Annotated in this window: 23 protein-coding genes; 9 read left to right on the plus strand and 14 right to left on the minus strand. The window is 69.8% G+C overall.

Features of this window, described 5'->3' with window-relative positions:
* Nucleotides 1–186: 186 nt before the first annotated feature.
* The 3 genes from ACFP1Z_RS16155 to ACFP1Z_RS16165 all read right to left on the minus strand — a co-directional run bounded on the left by ACFP1Z_RS16155 (nucleotide 187) and on the right by ACFP1Z_RS16165 (nucleotide 3,089).
* Nucleotides 187–663, minus strand: coding sequence for an SUKH-3 domain-containing protein (locus ACFP1Z_RS16155; RefSeq protein ID WP_390317042.1), 477 nt, complete (start codon nucleotides 661–663; stop codon nucleotides 187–189).
* Nucleotides 664–825: 162 nt separating this feature from the next.
* Nucleotides 826–1,698 (minus strand): immunity 49 family protein, encoded by an 873-nt coding sequence (locus tag ACFP1Z_RS16160; protein ID WP_390317044.1) that lies wholly within the window; start codon nucleotides 1,696–1,698, stop codon nucleotides 826–828.
* Between the two features lie 548 nt (nucleotides 1,699–2,246).
* Nucleotides 2,247–3,089, minus strand: coding sequence for a helix-turn-helix domain-containing protein (locus ACFP1Z_RS16165; protein ID WP_390317045.1), 843 nt, complete (start codon nucleotides 3,087–3,089; stop codon nucleotides 2,247–2,249).
* 136 nt (nucleotides 3,090–3,225) lie between these two features.
* Between ACFP1Z_RS16165 and ACFP1Z_RS16170 the strand changes: the two genes are divergently transcribed.
* The 4 genes from ACFP1Z_RS16170 (at nucleotide 3,226) to ACFP1Z_RS16185 (ending at nucleotide 4,542) form a co-directional block, all read left to right on the plus strand.
* Nucleotides 3,226–3,441, plus strand: a complete 216-nt coding sequence (locus ACFP1Z_RS16170; protein ID WP_390317047.1) for a hypothetical protein — start codon at nucleotides 3,226–3,228, stop codon at nucleotides 3,439–3,441.
* On the plus strand, nucleotides 3,438–3,605 hold the full coding sequence (locus ACFP1Z_RS16175; RefSeq protein WP_390317049.1) for a hypothetical protein: 168 nt from the start codon (nucleotides 3,438–3,440) through the stop codon (nucleotides 3,603–3,605). The genes ACFP1Z_RS16170 and ACFP1Z_RS16175 overlap by 4 nt, the downstream gene beginning before the upstream one ends.
* A 266-nt stretch (nucleotides 3,606–3,871) precedes the next feature.
* Nucleotides 3,872–4,111, plus strand: coding sequence for a ribbon-helix-helix domain-containing protein (locus ACFP1Z_RS16180; protein ID WP_390317051.1), 240 nt, complete (start codon nucleotides 3,872–3,874; stop codon nucleotides 4,109–4,111).
* The gene (locus ACFP1Z_RS16185) at nucleotides 4,108–4,542 is read left to right on the plus strand and encodes a type II toxin-antitoxin system VapC family toxin (RefSeq protein WP_390317052.1); all 435 of its coding nucleotides are present in this window, start codon (nucleotides 4,108–4,110) and stop codon (nucleotides 4,540–4,542) included. Before ACFP1Z_RS16180 ends, ACFP1Z_RS16185 begins: the two co-directional genes overlap by 4 nt.
* Before the next feature lie 430 nt (nucleotides 4,543–4,972).
* Here the strand turns inward: ACFP1Z_RS16185 and ACFP1Z_RS16190 are convergent, their stop codons facing one another.
* The 7 genes from ACFP1Z_RS16190 to ACFP1Z_RS16220 form a co-directional block, all read right to left on the minus strand.
* Nucleotides 4,973–5,377, minus strand: a complete 405-nt coding sequence (locus tag ACFP1Z_RS16190) for a hypothetical protein (RefSeq protein WP_390317053.1) — start codon at nucleotides 5,375–5,377, stop codon at nucleotides 4,973–4,975.
* A gap of 129 nt (nucleotides 5,378–5,506) precedes the next feature.
* Entirely contained in the window at nucleotides 5,507–5,893 is a 387-nt protein-coding gene (locus ACFP1Z_RS16195; protein ID WP_390317054.1) for a YwqJ-related putative deaminase, read from the minus strand.
* Complete coding sequence (locus tag ACFP1Z_RS16200) at nucleotides 5,886–6,362, minus strand: SUKH-3 domain-containing protein (protein WP_390317055.1); 477 nt, start codon at nucleotides 6,360–6,362, stop codon at nucleotides 5,886–5,888. The genes ACFP1Z_RS16195 and ACFP1Z_RS16200 overlap by 8 nt, the downstream gene beginning before the upstream one ends.
* A 26-nt stretch (nucleotides 6,363–6,388) precedes the next feature.
* The gene (locus ACFP1Z_RS16205) at nucleotides 6,389–8,896 is read right to left on the minus strand and encodes a YwqJ-related putative deaminase (RefSeq protein ID WP_390317056.1); all 2,508 of its coding nucleotides are present in this window, start codon (nucleotides 8,894–8,896) and stop codon (nucleotides 6,389–6,391) included.
* Nucleotides 8,893–9,303, minus strand: coding sequence for a DUF6507 family protein (locus ACFP1Z_RS16210; RefSeq protein ID WP_390317057.1), 411 nt, complete (start codon nucleotides 9,301–9,303; stop codon nucleotides 8,893–8,895). The genes ACFP1Z_RS16205 and ACFP1Z_RS16210 overlap by 4 nt, the downstream gene beginning before the upstream one ends.
* 113 nt (nucleotides 9,304–9,416) lie before the next feature.
* Complete coding sequence (locus ACFP1Z_RS16215) at nucleotides 9,417–9,725, minus strand: pore-forming ESAT-6 family protein (protein ID WP_390317059.1); 309 nt, start codon at nucleotides 9,723–9,725, stop codon at nucleotides 9,417–9,419.
* An 18-nt stretch (nucleotides 9,726–9,743) separates the two neighbouring features.
* The gene (locus tag ACFP1Z_RS16220) at nucleotides 9,744–10,076 is read right to left on the minus strand and encodes a hypothetical protein (RefSeq protein ID WP_390317060.1); all 333 of its coding nucleotides are present in this window, start codon (nucleotides 10,074–10,076) and stop codon (nucleotides 9,744–9,746) included.
* 288 nt (nucleotides 10,077–10,364) lie between these two features.
* On the opposite strand from ACFP1Z_RS16220, the gene ACFP1Z_RS16225 reads away from it, so the two are divergent.
* Nucleotides 10,365–10,781 (plus strand): hypothetical protein, encoded by a 417-nt coding sequence (locus ACFP1Z_RS16225; RefSeq protein ID WP_390317062.1) that lies wholly within the window; start codon nucleotides 10,365–10,367, stop codon nucleotides 10,779–10,781.
* Between the two features lie 45 nt (nucleotides 10,782–10,826).
* Here ACFP1Z_RS16225 and ACFP1Z_RS16230 read toward each other — a convergent pair whose 3' ends face one another.
* Both ACFP1Z_RS16230 and ACFP1Z_RS16235 read right to left on the minus strand, forming a co-directional pair.
* Complete coding sequence (locus ACFP1Z_RS16230; protein WP_390317064.1) at nucleotides 10,827–11,468, minus strand: LysE family translocator; 642 nt, start codon at nucleotides 11,466–11,468, stop codon at nucleotides 10,827–10,829.
* A gap of 170 nt (nucleotides 11,469–11,638) precedes the next feature.
* The gene (locus tag ACFP1Z_RS16235; protein ID WP_390317065.1) at nucleotides 11,639–12,112 is read right to left on the minus strand and encodes a hypothetical protein; all 474 of its coding nucleotides are present in this window, start codon (nucleotides 12,110–12,112) and stop codon (nucleotides 11,639–11,641) included.
* 173 nt (nucleotides 12,113–12,285) lie between these two features.
* Here ACFP1Z_RS16235 and ACFP1Z_RS16240 point away from each other — a divergent pair, with 173 nt between their 5' ends.
* Nucleotides 12,286–14,394, plus strand: coding sequence for a restriction endonuclease (locus tag ACFP1Z_RS16240; RefSeq protein ID WP_390317067.1), 2,109 nt, complete (start codon nucleotides 12,286–12,288; stop codon nucleotides 14,392–14,394).
* 171 nt (nucleotides 14,395–14,565) lie between these two features.
* Nucleotides 14,566–16,542, plus strand: coding sequence for a DNA helicase RecQ (gene recQ, locus ACFP1Z_RS16245; protein WP_390317068.1), 1,977 nt, complete (start codon nucleotides 14,566–14,568; stop codon nucleotides 16,540–16,542).
* Here recQ and ACFP1Z_RS16250 read toward each other — a convergent pair.
* Together ACFP1Z_RS16250 and ACFP1Z_RS16255 are read right to left on the minus strand one after the other, a co-directional pair.
* Nucleotides 16,535–17,140: a class F sortase gene (locus ACFP1Z_RS16250; RefSeq protein WP_390317069.1), complete on the minus strand. Its 606-nt coding sequence runs from the start codon at nucleotides 17,138–17,140 to the stop codon at nucleotides 16,535–16,537. The genes recQ and ACFP1Z_RS16250 overlap by 8 nt on opposite strands.
* 174 nt (nucleotides 17,141–17,314) lie before the next feature.
* Nucleotides 17,315–17,929 (minus strand): hypothetical protein, encoded by a 615-nt coding sequence (locus tag ACFP1Z_RS16255; RefSeq protein ID WP_390317070.1) that lies wholly within the window; start codon nucleotides 17,927–17,929, stop codon nucleotides 17,315–17,317.
* 374 nt (nucleotides 17,930–18,303) lie between these two features.
* Between ACFP1Z_RS16255 and ACFP1Z_RS16260 the strand changes: the two genes are divergently transcribed.
* Entirely contained in the window at nucleotides 18,304–20,421 is a 2,118-nt protein-coding gene (locus ACFP1Z_RS16260) for a serine protease (protein ID WP_390317071.1), read from the plus strand.
* Entirely contained in the window at nucleotides 20,418–22,769 is a 2,352-nt protein-coding gene (locus tag ACFP1Z_RS16265; RefSeq protein ID WP_390317072.1) for a serine/threonine-protein kinase, read from the plus strand. Before ACFP1Z_RS16260 ends, ACFP1Z_RS16265 begins: the two co-directional genes overlap by 4 nt.
* Nucleotides 22,770–22,779: the final 10 nt, after the last annotated feature.

Genomic DNA, 22,779 nt, shown 5'->3' on the forward strand with positions numbered 1-22,779 from the left:
CCGCGGACACATCCCGGCTGTTCGCCAACGCCCGCAACTCGGCGGCCTGTTCAACGGAGAGCTCCATGCCAGCAGCAACGAGACACACGAGATCAAGTAACGCCAACGGAATCACGACGCACTAGGCTGGTGTGACTGACGATGGTGTCGTTGATGAGCAGCGAGGACGCCACCGTCGGCAACTGGTCAGACAAAGAAGTCCTCCGCGTCCGGCGCGTGGGCGCCTGTCAAAAATCTCGTGAACGCTTCGTCCTCATCCGCCCCCCAGAAATAACCTCCGGTGTGGTGAAGGTAGAAGAACCGCCCCCGCTCGTCCACAAGCACCAGCCCGAACTCCTCGGAGTCGTACCCGACGGGGAAGAGGCGACAGCCCAAGTTCGAGGCCAGCTCAGAAATATCTTCCGCGTCACCCTCATAACCGGCCGCAGGCTCCATCTTCAGAATGCGACCCGAAACCCTCGGATGCTTCAGCTTCAGCAGGCCATAGGTTCGGATGATTCGCTTCGCAGCATCAGACGGTTGAAGAGGTGTCCCCTGTCGCTCCGAGTCACGCACACGCACGTCGATGTCCTCGTCGCACTCGGTGCCGATGTCCCTCCCGGGAGACCAGCCATTCTCCGTCAGCCACGACAAGACCTCTGGAGAGAGGTCACCTACAGCCATATGCATTCCATTCCGTCAGCAGGTGATCACTTGTGCACGTGGATGGCCACACGGGTCACTTCAACTGCCATCTCGTGACGTGACAGGCCAGGCAAGCCGAAGCACAGGAACCGCTCGACGGTCCAATTCGGCGGCGACTTGACTCAGTTCAGAGCGGCACGGTCAGGCGTCGCACTCCCCCACCCAGGAACGCTTGAGCAGATGCTTGGGCAAGTATTCGGACTCGACCTCGATCGGCACATCGTTGTCGTAAGCCATACAGACAATGGCAAGCAAACTCAAGGCGACCAGCCCTTCGCTGTCCAAGGAGCGCGCTTCACTTCCAGTCCAGTACTGCTTGTGCCAGGCAAGAAATCCTGCAAGCGACGTGTTGAACTGCTCGGTCTCACCTCGATTGAGAAGCTGAAACAGCTCAACGGGGGGATACATGATCTTCAGCGTCAGTTCTCGGTTGAAGACCGGAACTGTCTCGACGTCAGTGCCATTGATCGCGTCAATCAGCTTGGCCCAGGTCTCCGCCGCCCGGCCGTTCCAGAAATTCTGCAGAGCCTCCACCCAGCCGTAGACGTACTCTTCGATTTCCGCTCCGGACGCACGCAGAAAGGAAACCGGCACCTGCATCAGCCGGTCAAGGCGTTCATTCTCACGGCAGACCGTGGCCAGGTAAACGGAGGTGAGCCAGGCTCCAGCATGGGTATAGGACGTCGCTCCAGTCGCCGGGAGGTTCCTCACCTCGCCCTGGCTCCCGATCCGACACGGCACGGGGCCTTCCGCTGCCGTGGCCGAGTCGAACAAGGCACAGCCGACCTGCATAGCCGTGACCCACGCCTCCCACGTCTCCAGGTTCGACGCCTCCGGATCAGCCGCACAGTACTGCTTGGCCACTGTCAGCGCACTGCCAAGGGCGCGGGAGCGGGACATCTCCGACTCCTCAAGACGGCCGAGAATCCGGGCAAGGCTCTGAACACGAGCAACGTTGCCCTCTGCCGTAGCGCTGTCTGCCGGGAACGCGTGCCGGGAAACGCGAGTGGCCACGAAGCTCTCCTCAGTAGATCGTGAAGTGTTCCAGCACAGCACCAGCGTACGAGGTGCCCGCATTTCCACTCCCTGCACGTACGTTCCCGGCCAGCCTAACGCCAGGTGAAACAGCCCTGGTTACCGGCGGTCCAGGGTCACCCACCACTCCGATGCCAGCACTTCGTCACGCGCCCGCTCTCATCCCACTCATCCACTTCGAGCACCCCCGACGGGGTACCGCTGCCGTCGCCGACGGTGCCCCTCGGGCCCGGTGCCCCCGGCCATGCCTTCAACAGGGGGACACAGTCAGCGCAGGAAGCGGTGCCGGTATGGGGGCACGCATACGGTCCACCGGGCCCGGCACCCGAGTCCCGGTTTGAGGGGCAGGAGTCGTTGCTCTTGATGGCAGCCATGAACAACGACCGCGCCCTGAGCGCGGGGGTAAGGACGTCTTCGTAGCCCGAGTGGGCACATCGCCTCTGGCGACACACCCGGGCTCCCGGACAAGGCAGTTGCTGACTCCGCTGCCGGAGTAACTCGACACACACCACTCCGCGTGGAAGCGATCAGGACTCGGGTTCGCCGGGAAGCGTCTCCATCACGGAACGAATCAGCGTTGCCGAGTCCTTCGGCGAGAGAGCACATGACCTCAGCACGTCGAAAGATCGTTGCCGCTTCCGGACGGTTACCGCATCTTCAAGCAACGCCCGGCGGCTATTACCCTCCTCCAAGGCAACCTGGGTCCCGTCGCCGAGCGTCAGCATGTTCAGCGAGCTGCCGGTCAGAGCATGTCCTCCGTGCGCGAGCGGAACAACCTGCAAGGTGGTCGTTGCAGTCAGTGTGAGCCGGGCGAGCAGGGCCAGCTGGTCACGCATGACTGCCGCTCCCCCGAAGCCTCGCCAAAGCGCCTCCTCGTCCAGAACAACGGAGTGGTCCGGCGGCGAATCAGAACACAGAACCGCTTGCCGCGCCATGCGCTCGACAAGCAACTCCTCAATTGCTTCTGGGGACTTCCTCGGGTCGGCGGTCTCAAACAGACAACGCGCATAGCCCTCCGTCTGCAAGAGACCCGGAATGAACTGGCCGCTGTACTCCTGAATGCGCTGCGCACACACCTCAAGGGCCTTGTACCGCGCGAAAGGATCAGGGTGCGCTTCTCGACAAGCCAGTGCGTACAGCTCTTCGAAGATCCCGTCCGTACTGAACGCCACGTCCAGCAGGGCCGGCAACTGCGGCGGTGGCATGACTTCGGCCGTCTCAATGCGCGACAAGTGACTCTTGCTGACTTTGACCAGCCCTGCCAGCTTTTCCAGGCTCAGCCCCTCCCGCTCCCGACGCGCCCGCAACTTCGATCCGAACAGGTCACGGGCAGAGCGCTCGGGCTTCAGCACCTTCGGCCGCGCTGGCATGGGCGCAACTCCCATCTCCCCAGTGGCGACTGGGGACATCAATCCCTAGCGCCCACAGCCCCGGACCCACAACCCTGAACATACAAACGGGAGTTGCCCGCTCCGCAAGGGCGGAACACGCAAAGGATCGAACGAAATGACGACGGCGGACCGCGCCCGCTGCGCCAACTGCGACAAGCTCAAGCAGGCCTACGAGAAAGCCGTGGACCAAGGCCGCACGGAAACGGCCCACCACCTCACAACGACCCTGCAGCGCCATCTCCGCCAGGCGCACCCGGCGGAAACCCTCCACACCCGCGTGGCCGCGGCAAACGCCCTCAGCCGCCAGGGCAGGGGCGGCGGCCCCCAGTGACAACACACACCGCCCTGACCGAGGCCGCGCCCGAAACCCACCCCTGCCTGATCTGCATCCGCCTCAAGGAAGCCCTGGCGACAGCCACTCAGGACGGGCACACGCTGCGCGCCCGCCACCTGGCCACGGACCTCCACCAACACGAACGCGAGGACCACGCATGACACCCCACCCCGTAGTCCCCGTCCCCCACTCCGCAGGCCCGACCACCCTGACCGTCCCCACAACGGAAACCTGCCCGGAGTGCGCCCGCCTCACGACCACCCGCCACCGGGCCCAGACCACCAGCAACTGGTCGGCCGCAGCGGCCGCAGAACGCGCCTTGCACCACCACTGCGCGACCACCCACAGAAGCACCCGCTCGACGTGACGCCCTAGGGCCACACCGGGCCACGCCCCCCGAGGGGGGGCATGTACTACTCTGGTACACATGCTGAAGAGAACGAACGTCTACGCGGACTCCGAGGACCTGGAAACGATCAAGGAGGCAGCAGCTCGCCTGGGCGTCTCCGAAGCCGAGATCATCCGGCGCGGTGTGCACATCGCTGCCCTGTCCGTACGCACCTGGGACACCCCCGTGTTCTCCGACGACGAACTCCTCGATCTGGGCGAAGCAGTCACCCACGACGACATCCGCTCACTACGCCGCACCACCGGAGACACCCGATGATCCTCATCGCGGACACGGGCGGCTTGCTGGCCGCGCTCAACCGCAGCGACAAGGACCACCAAGCCGCCCATGCCGCCCTGTCCGCAGCAGCGCTCACGGTCGTGTCCCCGATGACGGTCACCGAGTTGCATCAGGTCGCCACTTCCAGGGGCAGCCGTGCAGCGGCTGACCAGGCGGTGTCCGTCATCGCCGCACGCGTCGCATCCGGACGCTTCTCCCTCGCGGACACCACTCCTGCGGTCCTTCGTGATGCCGTCACCGTACGACAACGCTACGCGGGGCTCGACCTGGACCTCGTGGACGCGATCAACGTGGTCCTGGCAGCGGAGTACGACACCTGCGCGATCCTCACGGTGGACCGGCGTGACTTCCGCGCGATGCGCCCGCTGCATGGACCGGCGGCGTTCCAACTTCTGCCGGACGACCTTTGAGCGATGCCACACCGGACCTCCAGGGGCCGCTGCCCGAGTCCGCACAGGAGCGCGCCCGAAAGGTCTTCGTCGGCGCCGCGCCTCAACAACGGAAGCCTATGATCCCGTACCCGGGCCGGCCTTCCGTGTGCCGCAGCCAGCCGATGACCTGCATGACACCGTCCACGACCCAAGGCTCAAGCGGCGGCGCGTATCCCTTCGCCTTGGTCTCCTCGAACTGCTCAAGCGCCTTGGCGCACTGCACCGGCGTCTAGGCGGCGCATCCCGGCGCATCCGTGAACGGCAGGGGTGAGGGGAGGGCGCCACGGCTGAAGTCCTCCACGGAAATGGCCGTGACCCCCTATCGGCGGCCACCGACAACAGCAGGTCCAGTCACGCCGCATAGCGACCATCAGATACGAAAGTGCAGCCAACTGGCAGTCTGCGCCGGTCACTTCAACTTGTACTCGCAACCCTTGTTGGACTTGCCGTTCTGATTGTCCGACACCTTTTTGCCATCGACATAAATGACGCACGACCCGGCCCGAAGCGTGCCGTCAGGGTCCTGCACAGTCCCAGGTACCACCGACACCGTTCGGCCGACCTTCAGCTCGGCATCCTTCAACGTGACCTTGCCTGACTTCTTCCAGGGCAGAGTCACCTGTTCGAAGTGGTTGGTCTCAAGGGTGTAGTAGATGGAGGTCTTCCCGGTGTCTTGCGCCTCAAGGGTCACATCGTAGGTCTTTTCGGCGCCACCATCGCCACTGCCGCAGCCTGCTATCAGGGTCACAGCAGCAGCCAAGGCTGCGGCCACTGTGGACTTGCGTCCGGATACTCGCACTATTTCCTCAGTCATCGTGGCGCCGTCCGACAAACAGCGCCGTGCTCAACGGCCCGGAGGGCAACACGACGCCGTTGCTCACACATCAGCAGAGCGTGCACGCCAGTGACTGTCGAGCTCAACGCATAGGAAGGGTAAGACCCTTCACCCAATGAACTGGATTCCCAGAGCCTCGATGAGTGCCGAGCACGCACTGCACGGGCGAGTGGGCTTCCCGTGATCGGCGTCCCCCTGGGGCCGGATCATGCGCGACGTCATCGCGGCGCCGGCGAAGTGCGGAGCCGCCTCCGTGATGCTGACCGGCGGCTCACCACTGCGCTCGGAGTCCAGGCGCCACAACTGGTCCGAAATCAGGACCGCTTCGGCACAGCGGCCGGTGAAGCGGCCGCGCTGGTCCTCCGGCAGCTCTTCGACAAAGCGCCAGACGGCGGGATGGAGATTGGGGTGCCCCTCCCCGACAAGGCTGGTGTGACTGACGATGGTGTCGTTGATGAGCAGCGAGGACGCCACCGCCGGAAACTGATCAGACAAAGAAGTCCTCCGCATCCGGCGCGTCGGCGCCGGTCATGAATCTCATGAACGCTTCGTTCTCATCCGCCCCCCAGAAATAACCTCCGGTGTGGTGGAGGTAGAAGAATCGCCCTCGCTCGTCCACAAGCACCAGCCCGAACTCCTCTGATTCGAACCCAACAGGGAAGAGGCGACAGCCCAAGTTCGAGGCCAGCTCAGAAATGACTCCCGCATCACCCTCATAACCGACCGTAGGGTCCATCTCCAGAATGCAGCCCGAAACCCTTGGATGCTTCAGCTTCAAAAGGCCATAGGTCCGGATGATTCGGCTCGCAGCATCAAACGGTTGAAGCGGCGCCCCCTGACGCTCCGAGTCGCGCACACACACGTTGACGAGCTCATCGCACTCGGCACCAATGTCCCTGCCGGGGAACCAGCCGTTATCCGTCAGCCAGGACACGGCCTCCGGAGAGAGGTCACCTACAGTCATGTACGTTCCGTTCCGTCATCGGGTGATCACTTGTGCACGTGGATGCCGAGCTGCGGCAAGACATGCTTGCATGTGTCGCAGGGCGGAAAGAAGTCGCCATGACGCCCTCCGACCTCACCCGTCCTCTTATGGATGACGTCGCCAATCCGCCTAGTGTGCATCACGCTACCCTCCAGCACCCGGCGCGCATCATCGACCGTACGTATAGTCGAACCCGTCGGATCCAACTGGCGGAGCCTGTCGCTGATCAACGAGATCTCTGCACACTTTCCATGCCCTCTTCCCTTCTTTTCGAGTACACCTCTGTCAACATCTTCCTGAATCTGTTGCAGTATGTCTCTCAACACTGGGTGAGTGTGCGGCAGTGTCTGCCCATGCAGCTTAGTCGTGCTGCTGTGTACAGATATCACGTTGTCGTGCAGAAAACTCCCGGCGCATCCCGATTCCAAGTAGTGGTCACCAGGCGCTGCTTCACCCTTCGGGGCATTCACAGCATCGTCAGCGAGATGTTGCGCTTCTGTCTCAAGAACCGAAACCTTCTCCTCATGAGAGAGTCGCGAAACATCTACAGCCGGGCGCCGGTGATGTCGCATTTTATCGGCGCTGCTTCCATGCCAGTCAGGCTGCGGCTCCAGCGGCACGCCTTCCGGCGCAGGACCGCCGTGTCCGGACTCGTGGCTTTCAGCCGCCGCAGGAGCGTGCCCATCGTCGTGGGAGGCCGGGCGATCGGCGTCGCCGAAGCCGTGATCCGGCTCGGCACCGTGCGGCGCATGGTCATGACCACTATCACCAGGGTGGGCCGACCGTGCCTGATCAGCCTGGTGCGCACCGTCAACCGTGTGCAGGTTCCGGTCCGGCCCATATTCGCCGTGAGAAGACTCTGAATGACGCGGCCCACCAAGTGGCTCGTGACCCGCTGTCCCCCGTCGGACGTGGCCGTCCGCCGAGCCCCGGGGCACGCGATCCACCCCTCCTCCGGTGCCGTGGTCGGGCGAGTTGCCGGGAGCGTGACCAGAAGAAGCGCCTGAACCACGTCCTGCCGATCCGCCCGGCGGGACGCGCTCGGCCGCGCTGCCGCCCGACAGGTGGTCCGCCGTACCGCCCACGGACGCCTTCACGTCCGTACCCGAACGGACGCCGACGAGTACCTTCTGCTCCTCCTTCGCGGCCAGCTTCCGCCCCGCGTCCAACTCATGCTCGTTCGGGACACGTTCGCCGGCCGGCGCCTCCTTCTCGGCGTGCTTCACCGCCTGGTAGAGGTCACCGTTCTCGTGGTAGAGGTCGCCCGTCCGCTTGTCCATGAACGTCGGGCTGCCGTGGCGGTCCCAGCCCTGGACGAAGTGCTCTTCCGGGAACCGCTCCGGCATCTTGAACGTGTTGCCCGTGTGCAGGTTCGCGCCCAGGCGGACGTTGAAGGGCAGGTCTTTCAGCGTGCCCATCAGGTCGCCGACCTTGGCGACACCGAACTTGCCGAACTTGCTGACGTACGTCGTCGCGTCGACGGCCCTCGCGACCTTGCCCGTGACCGAGAGGACCTTGCCGACCGCGCCCGCCTTCGCCGCCGTGCCCGCGCCGCCGGAGAAGACGGTCGTCAGGACGTTGAACGTGACCGAGCCGGCCGCACGGGCCGGATTCTTGCCCCACTCGTCGTAGGCGACCAGCGCCTTACCGGTCTCCTTGACCGCTTTACGGGAGTCCCGGAGCCAGGAAGGAAGTTGGTCGTCACGGGCCGTCCAGAAGATGCCTGCCGCAGGGGTGGCCGTGATGGCCAAGCCCGTGGCGAGCTTGCCCAGGCCCGTCCATGCCTGGCCGGCCTTGTCCCAGCCGTCGACGCCGACGAGGGTACCGAGGCCCCGGACGGTGCCCCAGACGCCGTCGACGAAGAAGCCCTTGCCGAAGTCGACGGTCTTGTGCCAGAGCCACTCGACGCCCTCGTACTCACGCTCCGCGCGCTTGCCCCAGGGCATCTCCTCGGCCTCCTTGAGGGAGTCGAGGGAGTAGCCGTACATATTGGACTGGTGACTGCCGTCGTCGGTGACCAGCTCGGACAGGCCCACCAGCGCACGGATCTTGCTCGCGCAGGCCCGCTCGGCATCCATGAATTCCGCCCAGGCCGCCTTGACCCCGGTATCGATGCCGTTGTTCCGGTCGATGTTCTTCTGGTCCTTGCGCCAGTCGTCATCGCCCCGGACGCTCTCGACGAACGCGAACGCCTGATCCCGGAGCGTCTGCAACCGCGCTGCGATCGGCTTGGCCTCCGACACGTACGTGTCCAGTGCGGCCGACACCTTCTCCAAGTCACCCGCGAAATGGTCCGACTTGGTCTTCACCGGCGCGGTGGTCGCGAACAGCTGGTCCGCTTCCGGGGCGTGATAGCACGAGGCCAGGCCCTGGAACTCGGAGTGCACCGACCCACCGGCGTCCCGGAACTTCCCGGCCTGCGCCTTCAGATCGGCGGAAGCCCGCTCCAACTCCCCGAAATCACCCGTGAACACGGGTATCTGCATCGGGTTGACGAGCTGGTCGTCGCTCACTTGCCACCACCCGAAGAGTTGCCCTGGGACTTGCCGCTGCTGAGGTCCTCCGGCTTGATCTCCGGCTCCTTCAGCGCGTCGCCCTGCTTCTGGGCGGCCATCTTCAAGTCGCCCTCGATGTACGCCTCGGTGGCCAGCCGGGCGCCCTTGAAAGAGGCTTCGGTCCGTTTCGCGATATAGACGACGTCCCGTTCCCACTTGCCGAAGAAGTCGCCCAGTGCGTCACTGACGGGGCCCGACGGCGGCGTCGCACCGCAGTAGACGCCGGACACGGTGCCCGCCGAGCCCGCGGCCTTCTGGAGGTCCCCCTGGACCTTCTGGCCTGCCTCGCCCAGGTCCTTGGCCGCCTTGCCGCAACGCTGGAGCACACCGCTCACGCTCGACGGATATATGTCCCAAGCCGTCACAAAAAGCCCCCTGAAGCCCCTCTGTCCGGGTACCGGTCGATCTCATCGGCACACGCCGTGCCGGCAGCGCGCGTCGTGCCCGCGACGCGCGCCGCGTCGGCCATGGCGCGGCGTCAGCCGATGTTGTCGACCGCCGCCTTCGCCTTCGCCAGCGTCGACTGCGCCGTCTGGTCGTTCTGCACCATCGTCGTGCGGACGAGACGGATGATCTCGCGCACCTCGTGGGACGCGCGCTGCCAGCGGACTTCCTTGCCGTGGTACTCGTCCGAGACGCCGTCCGCCTGGAAGTTGGCCATGGCCGTCTTCACCGCGCGGTCACGGTCGTTCAGCACGCGCTCCAGCTGGCCGATGACGCCCTGCAGATTGCCCTGCACCTCGGACGAGGCACCGGTGTCGTAGCTGCGGCGGTCCAGATTCGCCATCGTGAAATCCCCTGCCCCTTATCGCCCGGAGAAACGGGCGGCGTCGAAGTTGGCCCCGGCCATGTTCTGCGAGGCGTTGGACTCCTGCTCCTGGTCACCGGTGCCGAACGCGGTGTCCATGCCGGACTGTCCACCCAGAATCGCCTGGAGCGAATCGTTGAGCGCGGCCGTGATCTCGTCGGCGCGCATCTTGAAGGAGTCGAAGGCGGCCTTTCCGGCGCCGTTGAACTTGCCTTCCAGCGGGTCCGCCGCGGCGATCAACTGCTGGATGAGCGCGCCCAGATCGGAGCTGGAACCCTCCGTCGCCGACCCGAGATCGGACAGGGTCGTCTGCCCCATGTCGAACTTCATGCACTTACCCCCGGACCGTCATGTGCGCTGTTCCCACCCGGACATTCTTGGACATCTCCAGGTGTGCCTGCGTCACATTTCTCTCCTGATGAACACCCATGTCTATCGAAAACGTGTCAGGGAAGCAACGCGCTTCCCCGACGCCCTCCACTGCCCTCGATACTCCCAGGCACCACTGACAACGGGTCGGGGACGGGGACGACGAGGGCGTGGGCTACGGTTCCGCCACGGAGCGTGGCGTGCTCTGAACGCACCCGAACCGCCCGGCCCCACTGACAAGATGGCCTCATGCCGCTCCACATGGGGAAACGGGACCTTCAGCACAGGCGGGACCAACTGCTCGGCAGCGCGACGAGAATCGACGCCGCCGGGCTCGACTCGGCCACGGTCTCCCTGCTGCTCCTCCACACGGCGGAGTGCGCCCTCTCGGAACGTCTGCTGACACGCGGCAAGCACCGCGACTCGTCCGCCCTGGAGCCGCATCACGATCTGCGGTCCATGGCCCAGGAGCTCCGGCTGCCCGGAATCGTCGGGAAGCACATCGCACGGCTTCACGGCCGCAGGGCTGCGGATCCTGCCGTCGGCCGCATCGACCGGTCGGACCTGTGCACGGCCTTGCGTCTCGGCGTAGAGCTTGACGAAGCGGACCAGAAGGCCGTGCAGGACGCGCTCCGCGCCATCATCGACTGGTGCATGCGGAACTGAGGGCGCGGCGCACTCGTCAGTGCGCGCCGGAAGGAAGGGACCCGCTCACGCCGCCGTCGGCTGTGAGCGGTCCAGGGCCAGTTTCACCGCGAGGGCTCCCAATACCCCGCCCATCACATGGCGTTGGATTTTCAGCCACATCGGGCGGCGGCGCAGGAACAGGGCGATCGATCCTGCCGCGAGGACGATCGCGCAGTTCACGGCCAGGCTCACCGCGATCTGTACGCCGCCGAGCGCGAAGCCCTGGAGCAGGACATGACCTGCGGCCGGGTCGACGAACTGGGGGATGAGGGAGAGGTACATGACGGCGATCTTCGGGTTGAGAAGATTCGTCATCAGGCCCATGGTGAACAGGCGTCGCGGGGAGTCCGGGGAGAGCTGCTGCGGGGTGAAGACCGATGTCCCGCCCGGCTTGAGGGCTTTCCAGGCGAGCCAGGCCAGATAGGCGGCGCCGGCGAGTTTGACCGTCATGTACAGCCACGGGACGGCGAGGAAGAGAGCCGACAGACCGAGGTTGGCAGCGGTGAGATAGGCGAGGAAGCCGAGCGCGACGCCGGTGAGGGATATCAGGCCCGCGCGGCGGCCCTGGGTGATGCTCCGGGAGACGAGGTACATCATGTTGGGGCCGGGGGTGAGCACCATTCCCAACGACACCGCGCCGACGCCCAGCACCGCACCCGTGCCCATCACGAAGTCCCCGTTCCCCCGGTCCTGTTCGCCGTGATCGGGCGGCCGCTCGGGGCGGCGTGATCACGCTGGTTCAGGATGCCCCGGGGGTGTGGGGGCGGGAAGGGGTTCCCTCAGTCTCTTCCGTCACAAGGGCCGCCTCTTCCATCGCACGGGCCGCACCGCCGCACTCACCTCGGCGGGTCCTCGATGTCCGAGATGACCAGGGTGTCCAGCCGCACCGCGTACCACACGTCCTGTGATTTCGCCTGCGGCCCGTGCCCCCAGCGCTCCGTGAGGATCACCGTCGCGTGGCCCGCGCCGCTGCCCTCGTACCGCACCGACCACGCCGGCGGGGCGTTCTGCGCGCGGAAGACCGGGTCCGCCTCGTGGAGCTTGGCCCAGGCGTCGAGGCGTCTGTTGAGGTCCTGGGTGAGGTATTTGGTGCGGACTTCCTTGGCCGTCACGGGGTCGCGTCGCTCGATCGCCCGGCGGTAGTCCTTGTAGAAGAAGTTGACCTGGGCCTCGGCGCGGGTCTCCCGGATCGTGACGGCCTGCGCGGGAGCGGGAGTCGCCCGGGCCGCCAGGGCGAGGGGGCCGAGCGCGGCCGCGACGACGGCGGCCCCGACAGCGCAAACGGTGCGGCACCTCGTACGTTTCGGCATATGTCCAGCCAAGCACGTACACCCGTACCCGTACATCGCTCATGCGGATGAGACCGGGCGCAGACGATCTTCCACCCCACGGTGACCTAGAGTCGAAAGCAGACGTCACTGGTTGTGGGGCCGGTGCAGGGACCGGGACGGCCAGGCGTCCCGTGGGGAGGACACGTTCTCGTATGAGCCGCTCCAACGGACTGATAGGCATCTGGGCCGAGACCAAGCGTCAGCAGCAGCGGCAGCGGGAGTTGGAGCACCGGCGGCAGGTGCAGGAGCAGCGCGAGTGGGAGCGGCAGCAGCGGGCGCGGGAGCGGGAGGCCGCGCGGCTGGACCGGGAGCAGCGGGCGGCGTACCGGCGGCGGCAGGAGGCGGAGGCCCGGCAACGGACGGAGGAGCTGGAGGCGCGCGTCGCGGAGTTGACGGGGCTGCTGGCGGCCGGGTGCCGGGAGCCCGCGTTCTCCACGCGGGCGCTGGCCCGGCCGGAGGAGGTCGAGCCGTTCCAGCCGGGGCACCTGGGGCAGCCCGTGCCGATGCCGGATCCGAACCTGTACCGGTCGTTCCGGGGGCGGCAGCAGTACGAGCGCGACTGGGCAGCCGCGCAGTCCGCGGAGGCGCAGCGGCAGCAGCAACTGGCCGCGTACCGGGCGCAGTACGACCAGTGGGCCGCCGGGCAGCGGGAGGAGATCCGGCGGCACAACGCGGGGATCGGCGCGCTCGTCGCGGCACTGCGGGAGCGTGATCCGGACGCCGTCGTGGACTACTTCTCAGGTGCCCTGTACTCGTCGACCGCCTGGCCCGAGGACCTCCCCCGGCAGGTGTCGGCGGCGTACGACCCTGCGGCACGGCAACTCTTCCTCACGTGGGAGCTGCCCGGCTACGACGTCGTACCTGAGGCGAAGGCCGTGCGCTATATGCCGACCGCCGACGAGCACCGGGAGACCGCGCGGCCGGCCGCGCAGCGCAGGGCCGTCTACCGGGACGTGCTGGCGCAGTGCGTCCTGCTGGTGGTGCGTGATCTGTTCGCGGCGGACGAGTTCGGGGCGCTGGACTCCGTCGCGGTCAACGGCTTCGTGGACGACCACGATCCGGTGACCGGGCGACGGGCGCGGCTGGTGCTCGCCTCGGTGGCCGTCACCCGGGCCGCGTTCGACGGACTGCACCTGGAGCAGGTGAGCGCGGTCGACTGTCTCGTGGAGGGGCTCGGCGGGCAGTTGTCCGCGCGGCCGGAGCAGCGGGCGGCCGTACGGCCCGTCCGCACGCCGGACGAGGTGGGGCGCGGCGTCGTCTCGCACGGCGGCGGGGACGACCCCGATCTGTACGAGATGGACCCCGTCGAGTTCGAGGCGCTGGTCGCCCAGTTGTTCCGGGCGCGGGGCATGCGGGCGGTGATGACGAGCCGCTCCAACGACGGCGGCGTCGACGTGGAGGCGCTGGACCCGGATCCGATCAGCGGGGGCCGGATCATCGTGCAGGTCAAGCGGTACCGGAAGACGGTGCCGCCGACGGCGGTGCGCGACCTGTACGGGACGGTGCAGGGTGCGGGCGCCAACAAGGGTGTGCTGGTGACGACTTCGGGCTTCGGTCCCGGGTCGTACGCCTTCGCCGAGGGCAAGCCGCTCACGCTCGTCTCCGGCGAGGAACTGGTCGAGCTGCTGGGGCAGCACGGGCTGCGGGGGCGGCTGGGAGGCGGGGACGGTACGGGCGGTACGGCCCGTACGGGCGGTACGGGCACCGGCGCGGGTACGGCCCGTACGGCCGCGACCACCGCGACCGCCGCCGCGCCGCAGCCGGCCGAGGACCGCGGCGGGTACAGCGTGCTCGGCATGGCGTGGTCCGGGTCCGTCGCCGTGGACGTGTGCGCGCTCGTGTGCGAGGGCACGCGGGTGCTCGGCGACGAGCACTTCGTCTTCTTCAACAATCCGCGCACCCCGGACGGGACGGTGCGGGCGGTGCCCGCGAGCGGGGCGGACCGGGCCGCGCTGGAAGTGGCTTTCGACGCGCTGCCGACGACGGCGGACCGGCTGGTGCTGGTCGCGGCGGTCGACCCGGAACTGGATCCGCACGCGGATCTCTCCGGCTTCACCGACGCCCGCATCCGGCTCGCGGACGCGTCGGGCACGGAGCTGGGACAACTGGAGGTCTCCGAGGGCCGCCCCGGCGAGACGGCACTCGTCCTGGGCTCCTTCCGACGCCGCGCGAACGGTGACTGGGACTTCGTGCTGGGCGGGCAGGGCTATCCGGGCGGGCTGGAGGAACTGGTGCGGGCGTACGGGGTGGATGTGGAGTAGGTCACGCCGAGGGCCGCGCGGGCGCCGGCCGCCCCAGTGCCGGACCGCCCCAGCTGTCGCACCGCCCCGGCTGTCGCCCGAGCCCGTGCCCGCGCGCCACCCCGCGTGCGGTTGTCCACAGGCTTGTGGAAGCCGCCCCACGGCCCCGTCCCGCCCCCATACACTTTGGCAATGGCCGACTCCACCACCCTCCCCTCCAGCCCGGCAGACCCCGTGGACCCCGGAGAGACCGGGGGCAGTGATGCCCTCCGTGTCCTGCGCCGGGTCTTCGGGTACGACGCCTTCCGCGGCGAGCAGGAAGAGATCATCGAGCACGTCGTCTCCGGCGGCGACGCGCTCGTGCTCATGCCCACCGGTGGCGGGAAGTCGCTGTGCTACCAGATCCCCGCGCTCGTGCGCGAGGGTGTCGGGGTCGTCGTCTCGCCGCTGATCGCGCTCATGCAGGACCAGGTCGACGCGCTGCGCGCGCTCGGCGTGCGGGCCGGGTTCCTCAACTCGACGCAGGACGTGGACGAACGGCGCATGGTGGAGGCCGAGTTCCTCGCGGGCGAGCTGGATCTGCTCTATCTCGCCCCCGAGCGGCTGCGCGTGGAGTCGACGCTGCGGCTGCTGGACCGGGGCAAGATCTCCCTCTTCGCGATCGACGAGGCGCACTGCGTGGCGCAGTGGGGCCACGACTTCCGCCCGGACTATCTCGCGCTGTCCGCGCTGCACGAGCGCTGGCCGGACGTCCCGCGCATCGCGCTGACCGCGACGGCCACGAAGGCGACGCACACGGAGATCGCGGGCCGGCTGGGGTTGCAGGGCGCGCGGCACTTCGTGGCGAGCTTCGACCGGCCCAACATCCAGTACCGGATCGTGCCGAAGGAGGATCCGAAGAAGCAGCTGCTGGAGCTGCTGCGCACGGAGCACGAGGGCGACGCGGGCGTCGTGTACTGCCTGTCCCGCAAGGGGGTCGAGGACGCGGCCGCCTTCCTCGTGGCGCACGGGATCGACGCGCTGCCGTACCACGCGGGGCTCGACGCGGCGACGCGGGCCGCGAACCAGGCGCGGTTCCTGCGCGAGGACGGCGTGGTCGTCGTCGCGACGATCGCGTTCGGGATGGGCATCGACAAGCCGGACGTGCGCTTCGTCGCGCACCTGGACCTGCCGAAGTCCGTCGAGGGCTACTACCAGGAGACGGGCCGCGCCGGCCGTGACGGGCTGCCGTCGACGGCGTGGCTGGCGTACGGGCTGCAGGACGTCGTCCAGCAGCGCAAGATGATCGACGGTTCGGAGGGCGACGAGGCGCACCGCCGCAAGCTCGCCGCGCACCTCGACGCGATGCTCGCGCTGTGCGAGACCGTCGAGTGCCGCCGGGTGCGGCTGCTCGCCTACTTCGGGCAGGACAGCGGCGCCTGCGGCAACTGCGACACGTGTCTGACGCCCGCCGAGACCTGGGACGGGACGATCGCCGCGCAGAAGTTCCTCTCCGCCGTCTACCGGCTGGCGCGCGAGCGGCGGCAGAAGTTCGGGGCGGGCCAGATCATCGACATCCTGCTCGGCAAGAAGACCGCGAAGGTCATCCAGCACGACCACGACACCCTGACGGTCTTCGGTATCGGCACCGAGCTGTCGGTCGCCCAATGGCGCGGTGTGGTGCGGCAGTTGCTCGCGCAAGGGCTGCTGGCGGTGGAGGGCGACTACGGCACGCTCGTGCTCACCGAGGCCAGCGGCGAGGTGCTGGGCCGGCGGCGGGACGTGCTGCTGCGGCGCGAGCCGGAGAGGCCCGCGCGGGCCGCGAAGTCCGCGAAGAGCGGCACCGGCGGCGGCAAGCGCGCTGCCGCCGCCGCGGATCTGCCGCAGGAGGCCGTGCCGCTCTTCGAGGAGCTGCGCGCCTGGCGGGCGGCGACGGCGAAGGAGCAGGGCGTGCCCGCCTATGTGATCTTCCACGACGCGACGCTCCGCGAGATCGCCACCGCCGTGCCGGGCTCGCTCGGCGAGCTCGGCTCGGTCAGCGGCGTCGGCGAGAGCAAGCTGGCCAAGTACGGGGAGCAGATCCTGGACGTGCTGGCGGGCTTCCGGGCCGCGCGGGCAGCCGGGGATCAGGACGGGAATCAGGACGGGGATCAGGAGGAGCCCGGGGATCCGGAGGAGCCGGTCATCTGACGCCCGTCAGGTGCGCGTAGGCCACCACGTTCCCCAGATAGCCGCCCTCCTCCTGGGAGAAGCCGCCGCCGCACGTGATGATCCGCAACTCGGCGCGGCGCGTGGGCCCGTAGACCTTCTCGGAAGGGAAGGTCCTGCGGTCGTACACCTCGATCGCGTCGATGGTGAACAGGGCGGTGCTGCCGTCCGCGCGCGCCACCTCCACCGCGCTGCCCCGTTTCAGGGCGCCGAGGCTGTAGAAGACGGCGGGCCCGGAAGCGGTGTCGACGTGCCCGGCGACGACCGCGGTGCCCACCGCGCCGGGCGCGGGGCCGTCCGCGTACCAGCCGGTCAGGTCGCTCTCCGTCTCCGGCGGGCTGTCGAGGGTGCCGTCGGACAGCAGGCCCAGCGGCATGACGGGCGCGTCCACGTCGATCGCGGGGATGCGCACCCGGGTCGGCTCGGCGGGCGGCAGCGGCGGCAGCACCGGGCCGACGATGTCCGGCCGGGGGCCCGCCCCGGCGAACGCCTCGGCAGCCGAGGGCTGCGGCGGCGGGTGCGTGGTCGCACCGTCCGCGAGCAGCCAGCCCCCGCCGCCCAGCACGGCCGCCAGGAGCACGCCGGCGACGCTGGCGCGCCGGCTCTCCGGCGTGTACGGCCAGTGCGCCGGCGGGACCGGCGACGGACGGGGGCAGCGGGGGGAACGGCGGGCACGCGGCCGGTGGTGCGGCATCGGGACCTCCACGGCACCGCGGTCCCCGGGCGCGCGCGTCCGGGGACCGGGAGCGCGTGTTCAGATCCGGTTGCCCCTGCCGCGCCGGGTCAGGAACCAGGTTCCGCCGACGGCCGCCGTGGCCAACAGGGCGGCGCCCGCCATGAGTTCGGTCAGACCGGAGTTGTCGCTCGTGGAACCGACACCGGTCTTCACCGCGCCCTTGGGGGGCTGCTGTCCGGCTCCCGGGTGCATCGGCGCCGGGGCGCTGGAGGCGGGCGCCGCCTTGCCGGGGGCCTTCTTCTCCGGGGCGGGCGACTTCTCACCCTTCTCACCCTTGTCGCCCTTGTCGGTGACGACGACGTCGCCGGTGGCCTCCTTGCCGGTGTGGCAGCGGATACCGACCCCGTACGTGCCCGGCTTGGCGTGCTCGGGAACCCTGAACGTGCCGGCCACGGTGTCCTTCGCGCCGGCCCTCAGCTCGAACGAGGCCGGGCCGCCGACGGCGCTGGCGTCGCCCTGGGCCGAACCGTTCGCGCCGCAGGCCGTCGAGTACACCGTGACCTCCGCGCCGGCCTTGGCCGGGCTCGGCGAGACGTCCAGCTTCCCGTAGTCCCCCGCGAACGCGGGCGCGCTCGCCAGCCCCAGTGCGGCTATGGTCATGGCGGCCCCGGTGAGCACTCGTGAGTTACGCATGCCTCTTCCTCCGTGAGCGCGGTCGCGGCACCCGGTGGTGCCGCAGCAGGAGTGGGGGGTTCCGCGCTCCTACGAGCCGAGCGTCCGGGCCGCGCGCCGGGCACGCACCTCGGGGCACGCCCGGAAAGGGGGCGCGCGAGCCGCCCCGGGCCGCCGCGCGACCGCGCCCCGTACGGCGTAACGCCAGGTCACCGGAGGTGCACACGGGGTCGTGACGGTGCTGGTGGGACGCGTGCCGGGGGATCACTGCGAACGGGTGACCCGGGGGCGCGCGGGACAGCCGTGGCAGCGCCCGCCGGGCGCTTCACCCGGAACGGTGAGCACCACGGCGCACGGGGGTACGGTCCGCCGTCGCGCGCGTATGCTCTCGCCGCATGGGGGACACGGCCGGGGGACCCGTGACGGACGGCGCCGGGATCGTCCGCGGTGGCGTCAACGGCCCCGCGTTCAGCCCCCCTTGGGTATTACGGATCTCCGACCGCGGCGGGTTCGTCCTCGGCGCGGGCATCCTGCTCTGCACCGACACCGTGCTCACGTGCGCCCATGTCATCGACGGCGCGGGCGAGGAGGTCGTGGCCGAGCACCTGTGGGACCCCGTCTGGCAGTCGCCGGCCCGGTACGTCAAGGGCTCCTGGGTCCCGGCGCGGGCCGACTGCGGGGACCTGGCCCTGCTGACCTTGACCGAGCCCCGCACGGCGTCCGAGGGGGCGCCGCTGCACCGGCTCGTACCGTCCTATGGGCGGGCGGTGCGGATGTGCGGATTCCCCCGGAGCCTCCGCGACGGAGTCTGGTTCGGCGCCGGGATCGCGGGGCCGGCCGGGCCGCGCGGCGAGTGGGTGCAGCTCGACCCCGGAAGGCAGGAGCACACGGTGCGGCCCGGGTTCAGCGGGACCGCCGTCATCGACAACGCGACCGGGTACGTGCTCGGCATGGTCGTCAGCCGCTACGACGACCACCCCGACGCACCGTACGGCCCACCGCTGCGGCTGTCGTACATGATCCCGGTGGGGACCATCGCCCGGTACCTGCCGCACATCGACCCGTACGTGACGGGCGAGCCCTGCAACTCCCTTCCTGTAGTGCCCGAATCCGCCCGCGTGGACGGGGAGTTCGCCCGCTTCCTGGCCGACTGGTTCCGCGCGGCGGAGGGCACGCGCCCGGTGGAGGCGGTGGTCGTCAGGAAGACGGACACGGAACGGTCGGCGGCGCTGAGCCGCGCGGTGGCGCTGGCGGACCGGGAGGGCGGGGCGAGTGCCGCGGGGCCGGGTTTCCGGGCGACCGGGGCGGCGCCGTTCCCGCCGGCGAGCGGTGCCGCCGCGCGCGGGCGCGGACCGGAGAGGGGGCACGGCACCGAGGCCCCGGGCACGGGACACGATGCGCCGGGAACGGGACGGCACGGGGTGCCCGGGGTGCCTGCGGACAACGGCCCGCCCGGAGGCGCCGGTTGCGCCACCGACCCGCCGAGCAGCACCCGTGCGCCCGCCGGCGCCCCCGCTCCCCCGGACCGCAACCGCGCCCGCGCAGCCGGACACACCCCTGACGCACCGTCCCCCCGGAACAGCACCGGCACCGCACGCGCGGGACACCGCGCGCCCGGCGACGCCGTCACCGCCGGAGACGGACCACACGGCACCCCCGGCGGCACCGTCCCGGACCCGGCCGCCCCCGACGGCACCGTCCCGCCCCTCGGCAGCGTCGATCTCGCGCTCGACGTGTCCGGGGTGACCGTGGCCGGGCTCGCGTGGCGGGCCGCCGACCGGCTGGGGTTCCGGGGCGGGGGCGGCGAGGCCGTCCAGTGGCTCGGCCGGGCCCGGAGCGTGCCGCTGACCATCGTCGCGGAGGGCGTCGACCACGCCGAACGCCCCGCCGCACTAGTCGAGTTCACCGGGGTGCTCGCGGCGCGCGGCGCCCGGCTGCTGCTCGTCTTCCGTAGCCCCGCGTCACCGATCCTGGAGCTGGCGAAGAGGATGGCCGACCCGCGCAACGACGACCCCGTCGCCCGGCTCGACCGGGTCCGTGACCGCATCGAGCACGTGGCCGCACGCGAGCGCACGGCCCGCGACCGGATCGCGCTCATCGCCCCGCCGCAGCCGGTGCCGAAGGAGGCGGCCGGGCTGCGACTGGACCTGATCCGGCTCCGGGAAGCGGCCGCCCGGCAGGACGAGCGGCTGCCCGTACTGCTCGAAGCCTTCGAAAAAGCCGTGGAGAAAGGACTGGTGGGGGCCGAGGAGGCCATCGGCCGGGCCGAGACCGATATCGCGCGCCGCGACGAGCTGCGCGGCCGGCTCGACGCGTACTTCGCGCTCGCCGCCGCCCACGGGCTGACCGAGGACAAGGACATCGCCGGGCTGTACCGCGCGGCGCACGAGCTGCTCTACCGCGCGCCGTGCGAACTCGCCGAGGCGGAACGGGCGGTGGCGGAGTTCCTCCGGGCGGTCCGCGCCCGTACCCATCGGCCACGTCCACGCCGGCGAGGGGACGAACTCCCGTGACCCCACCCCGCAGCGCCCCGCCCGGACCCGACCGGCCGGAACATCCGTGTCCCCGGCGTGGATGCGCCGGGCGCATCGTCGCCGGGACCGGCTTCTGCTCCGACTGCGGCCGACGGCCGCCCCGGCCCCCCGGAAGTGAGAGGGAACCCCGTACGCTGCGCACGGTCCGCGACCCGCTGTTCACCGTCGGCCCGCCCGGCCCCGGGCCGCTCGACCTGCCGGTCGTCGGAGCGCCCTCCCCCGAGGAACTCGTCGTCCGCGATCCACGGGCTGTCCTCGGCGGCAAGACCTGCGGCTGGCGCGGCTGCACGGCGGTCGTCGGCGTGCCCTACGCCGGGCAGCCGGCGCTCACCAGGGGCTACTGCGAACGCTGCGGGCACCCCTTCGACTTCACCCCGCGCCTGGCCCCGGGGGAACGCGTCGGCGGCGGCCAGTACACGGTCGTCGGCTGTCTCGCCCACGGCGGCCTCGGCTGGATCTACCTCGCCCGCGACACCCGCCTGTTCGACCGCTACGTCGCCCTCAAAGGGCTGATCCACACCGGCGACAGCGCGGCCCTGCAACGGGCAGGCGAAGAGCGCCGGTACCTCACCAGCGTCGACCACCCGGGCATCGTCCGCGTCTTCAACCACGTCGCGCACCCCGACTGGGGAACCGCCGAGAGCGACGGCCGCACCAGCTACACGGTCATGGAGTACGTCGACGGCATGTCACTGGCCCAGGTACGGGACCGCATCCGGCGCGGCGACGGCCCGTTCGGCGAGGAACGGGTCATCGAGCACGTCCTGGCCTACGGCTGCGCCGTGCTGCAGGCACTGGACCATCTGCACCGCAAGAAGCTGGTGCACTGCGACATCAAACCGCACAACGTCATGCACCACGGCGACCGCGTCAAGCTCATCGACCTCGGCGGCGTGCACCGGCTCGGCGCCGACGGCCCCGTGCTGGGCACACCCGGCTACGTCGCGCCGGAGGTGAGCGCGCTGGGCGCACGCGGCCTGTCGGTGCGTTCGGACGTGTACGGGCTCGGCGTCACCCTGCGGCAGCTCGCGGCGGCCGCCCGCAGCCGGCCGCCCGGGCTGGGCCGCGAGTCCTGCAAACACGTCCTCGCTCGCGCCACCGCCCGTGACCCGTACGCGCGTTACCCCTCCGCCGACGCCATGGCCCAGCAGCTGCACGGCGTCCTCAAGGAGATCCACTCGGTGCGCACCGGCATCGAACACCCCGAGCCGTCCGCGCTGTTCGGCCCCGGCGGCGGCCTGCTGGACGCCTCCCTGGGCCGCCCGCCCGACCTGGAGTGCTGGCTGGCCGACGGAGGACGGCGACTCGGGGCCGACGAGGAACGGCCGCCGCTCGCCCCCGGACTGCCCGCGCCCGCGACCGTACCCGCCCTGCTGCCCGCGCCGCTGCCGCACCCCGCCGACCCGGCGGCGGCCCTGCTGCTCCGGCCGAGCCCCGAGGGGCTGCGGCGGCTCGTCGCCCAGCTGGACGCCGTCGGCCTCGACCGTTCCGTGGAACTGCGGCTGCGCCAGTGCCGCGCCCACCTCGAACTGGGCGAACTCGCCGAGGCCCAGGCCCGGTTGCGGGAGGCGCGGCGGGCCCGCCGGCTGGAGATCGCCCGGCACACCGTACAGCTGAAGGCCGCCGGCCGCAGTGTGATCCGGCTCGCCCGCCACGACTGGCGCATCGACTGGCACCGGGGACTGCTGCTGCTCGCCACGGGCGACACCGCCGCCGCGCAGGGCGAGTTCCACCGCGTCTACCGCGCGCTGCCCGGGGAGTCCGCCCCCAAACTGGCCCTCGGCTACTGCGCCGAGCACCGGGGCGAGGCGGCCGCCGCCGAGCGCTACTACCAGGCGGTGTGGCGGCGCGACCGCGCACAGGCCGGTGCCGCGTTCGGGCTCGCCCGGCTGCGGCTGGCCGCCGGGGACCGCGGGGGCGCCGTCGATCTGCTCGGCGAAGTCCCCCGGGCCGACCGGTACTACGACGCGGCCCGCGTCGCGTGCATCCGTGTGCTGGCCGGGCGGCTGCCCGGAGCGGGACCGCCCGGCCGCACCGACCTCGAACAGGCCCGCGCGCGGCTGCGGTCACTGCGGACGGACGGCGAGACCCAGTCCGCGTACGACTGGCTGGCGGCCGAGGTGTACGAGGCCACCCTGGCCTGGTGCACGGGCCCGAAGCCCCGGTCCGAGGGCAGCGGCCGCCCGGCGCCGGAGGAGACGGAGGAAACCGTCCGGTGGCTGCTGGAGCGGACGCTGCGCGACCTCGCCCAGCAGGTCCCCACCCCGTACGCCCTGGGCGTCCTGATCGACCGGGCCAACAGCGTCCGCCCCATGACCCGCACCTGAACCGGCCCGA

Origin of the sequence: Streptomyces gamaensis, assembly GCF_042656465.1 — a bacterium.
In the GTDB taxonomy this organism is placed as follows: domain Bacteria; phylum Actinomycetota; class Actinomycetes; order Streptomycetales; family Streptomycetaceae; genus Streptomyces; species Streptomyces gamaensis.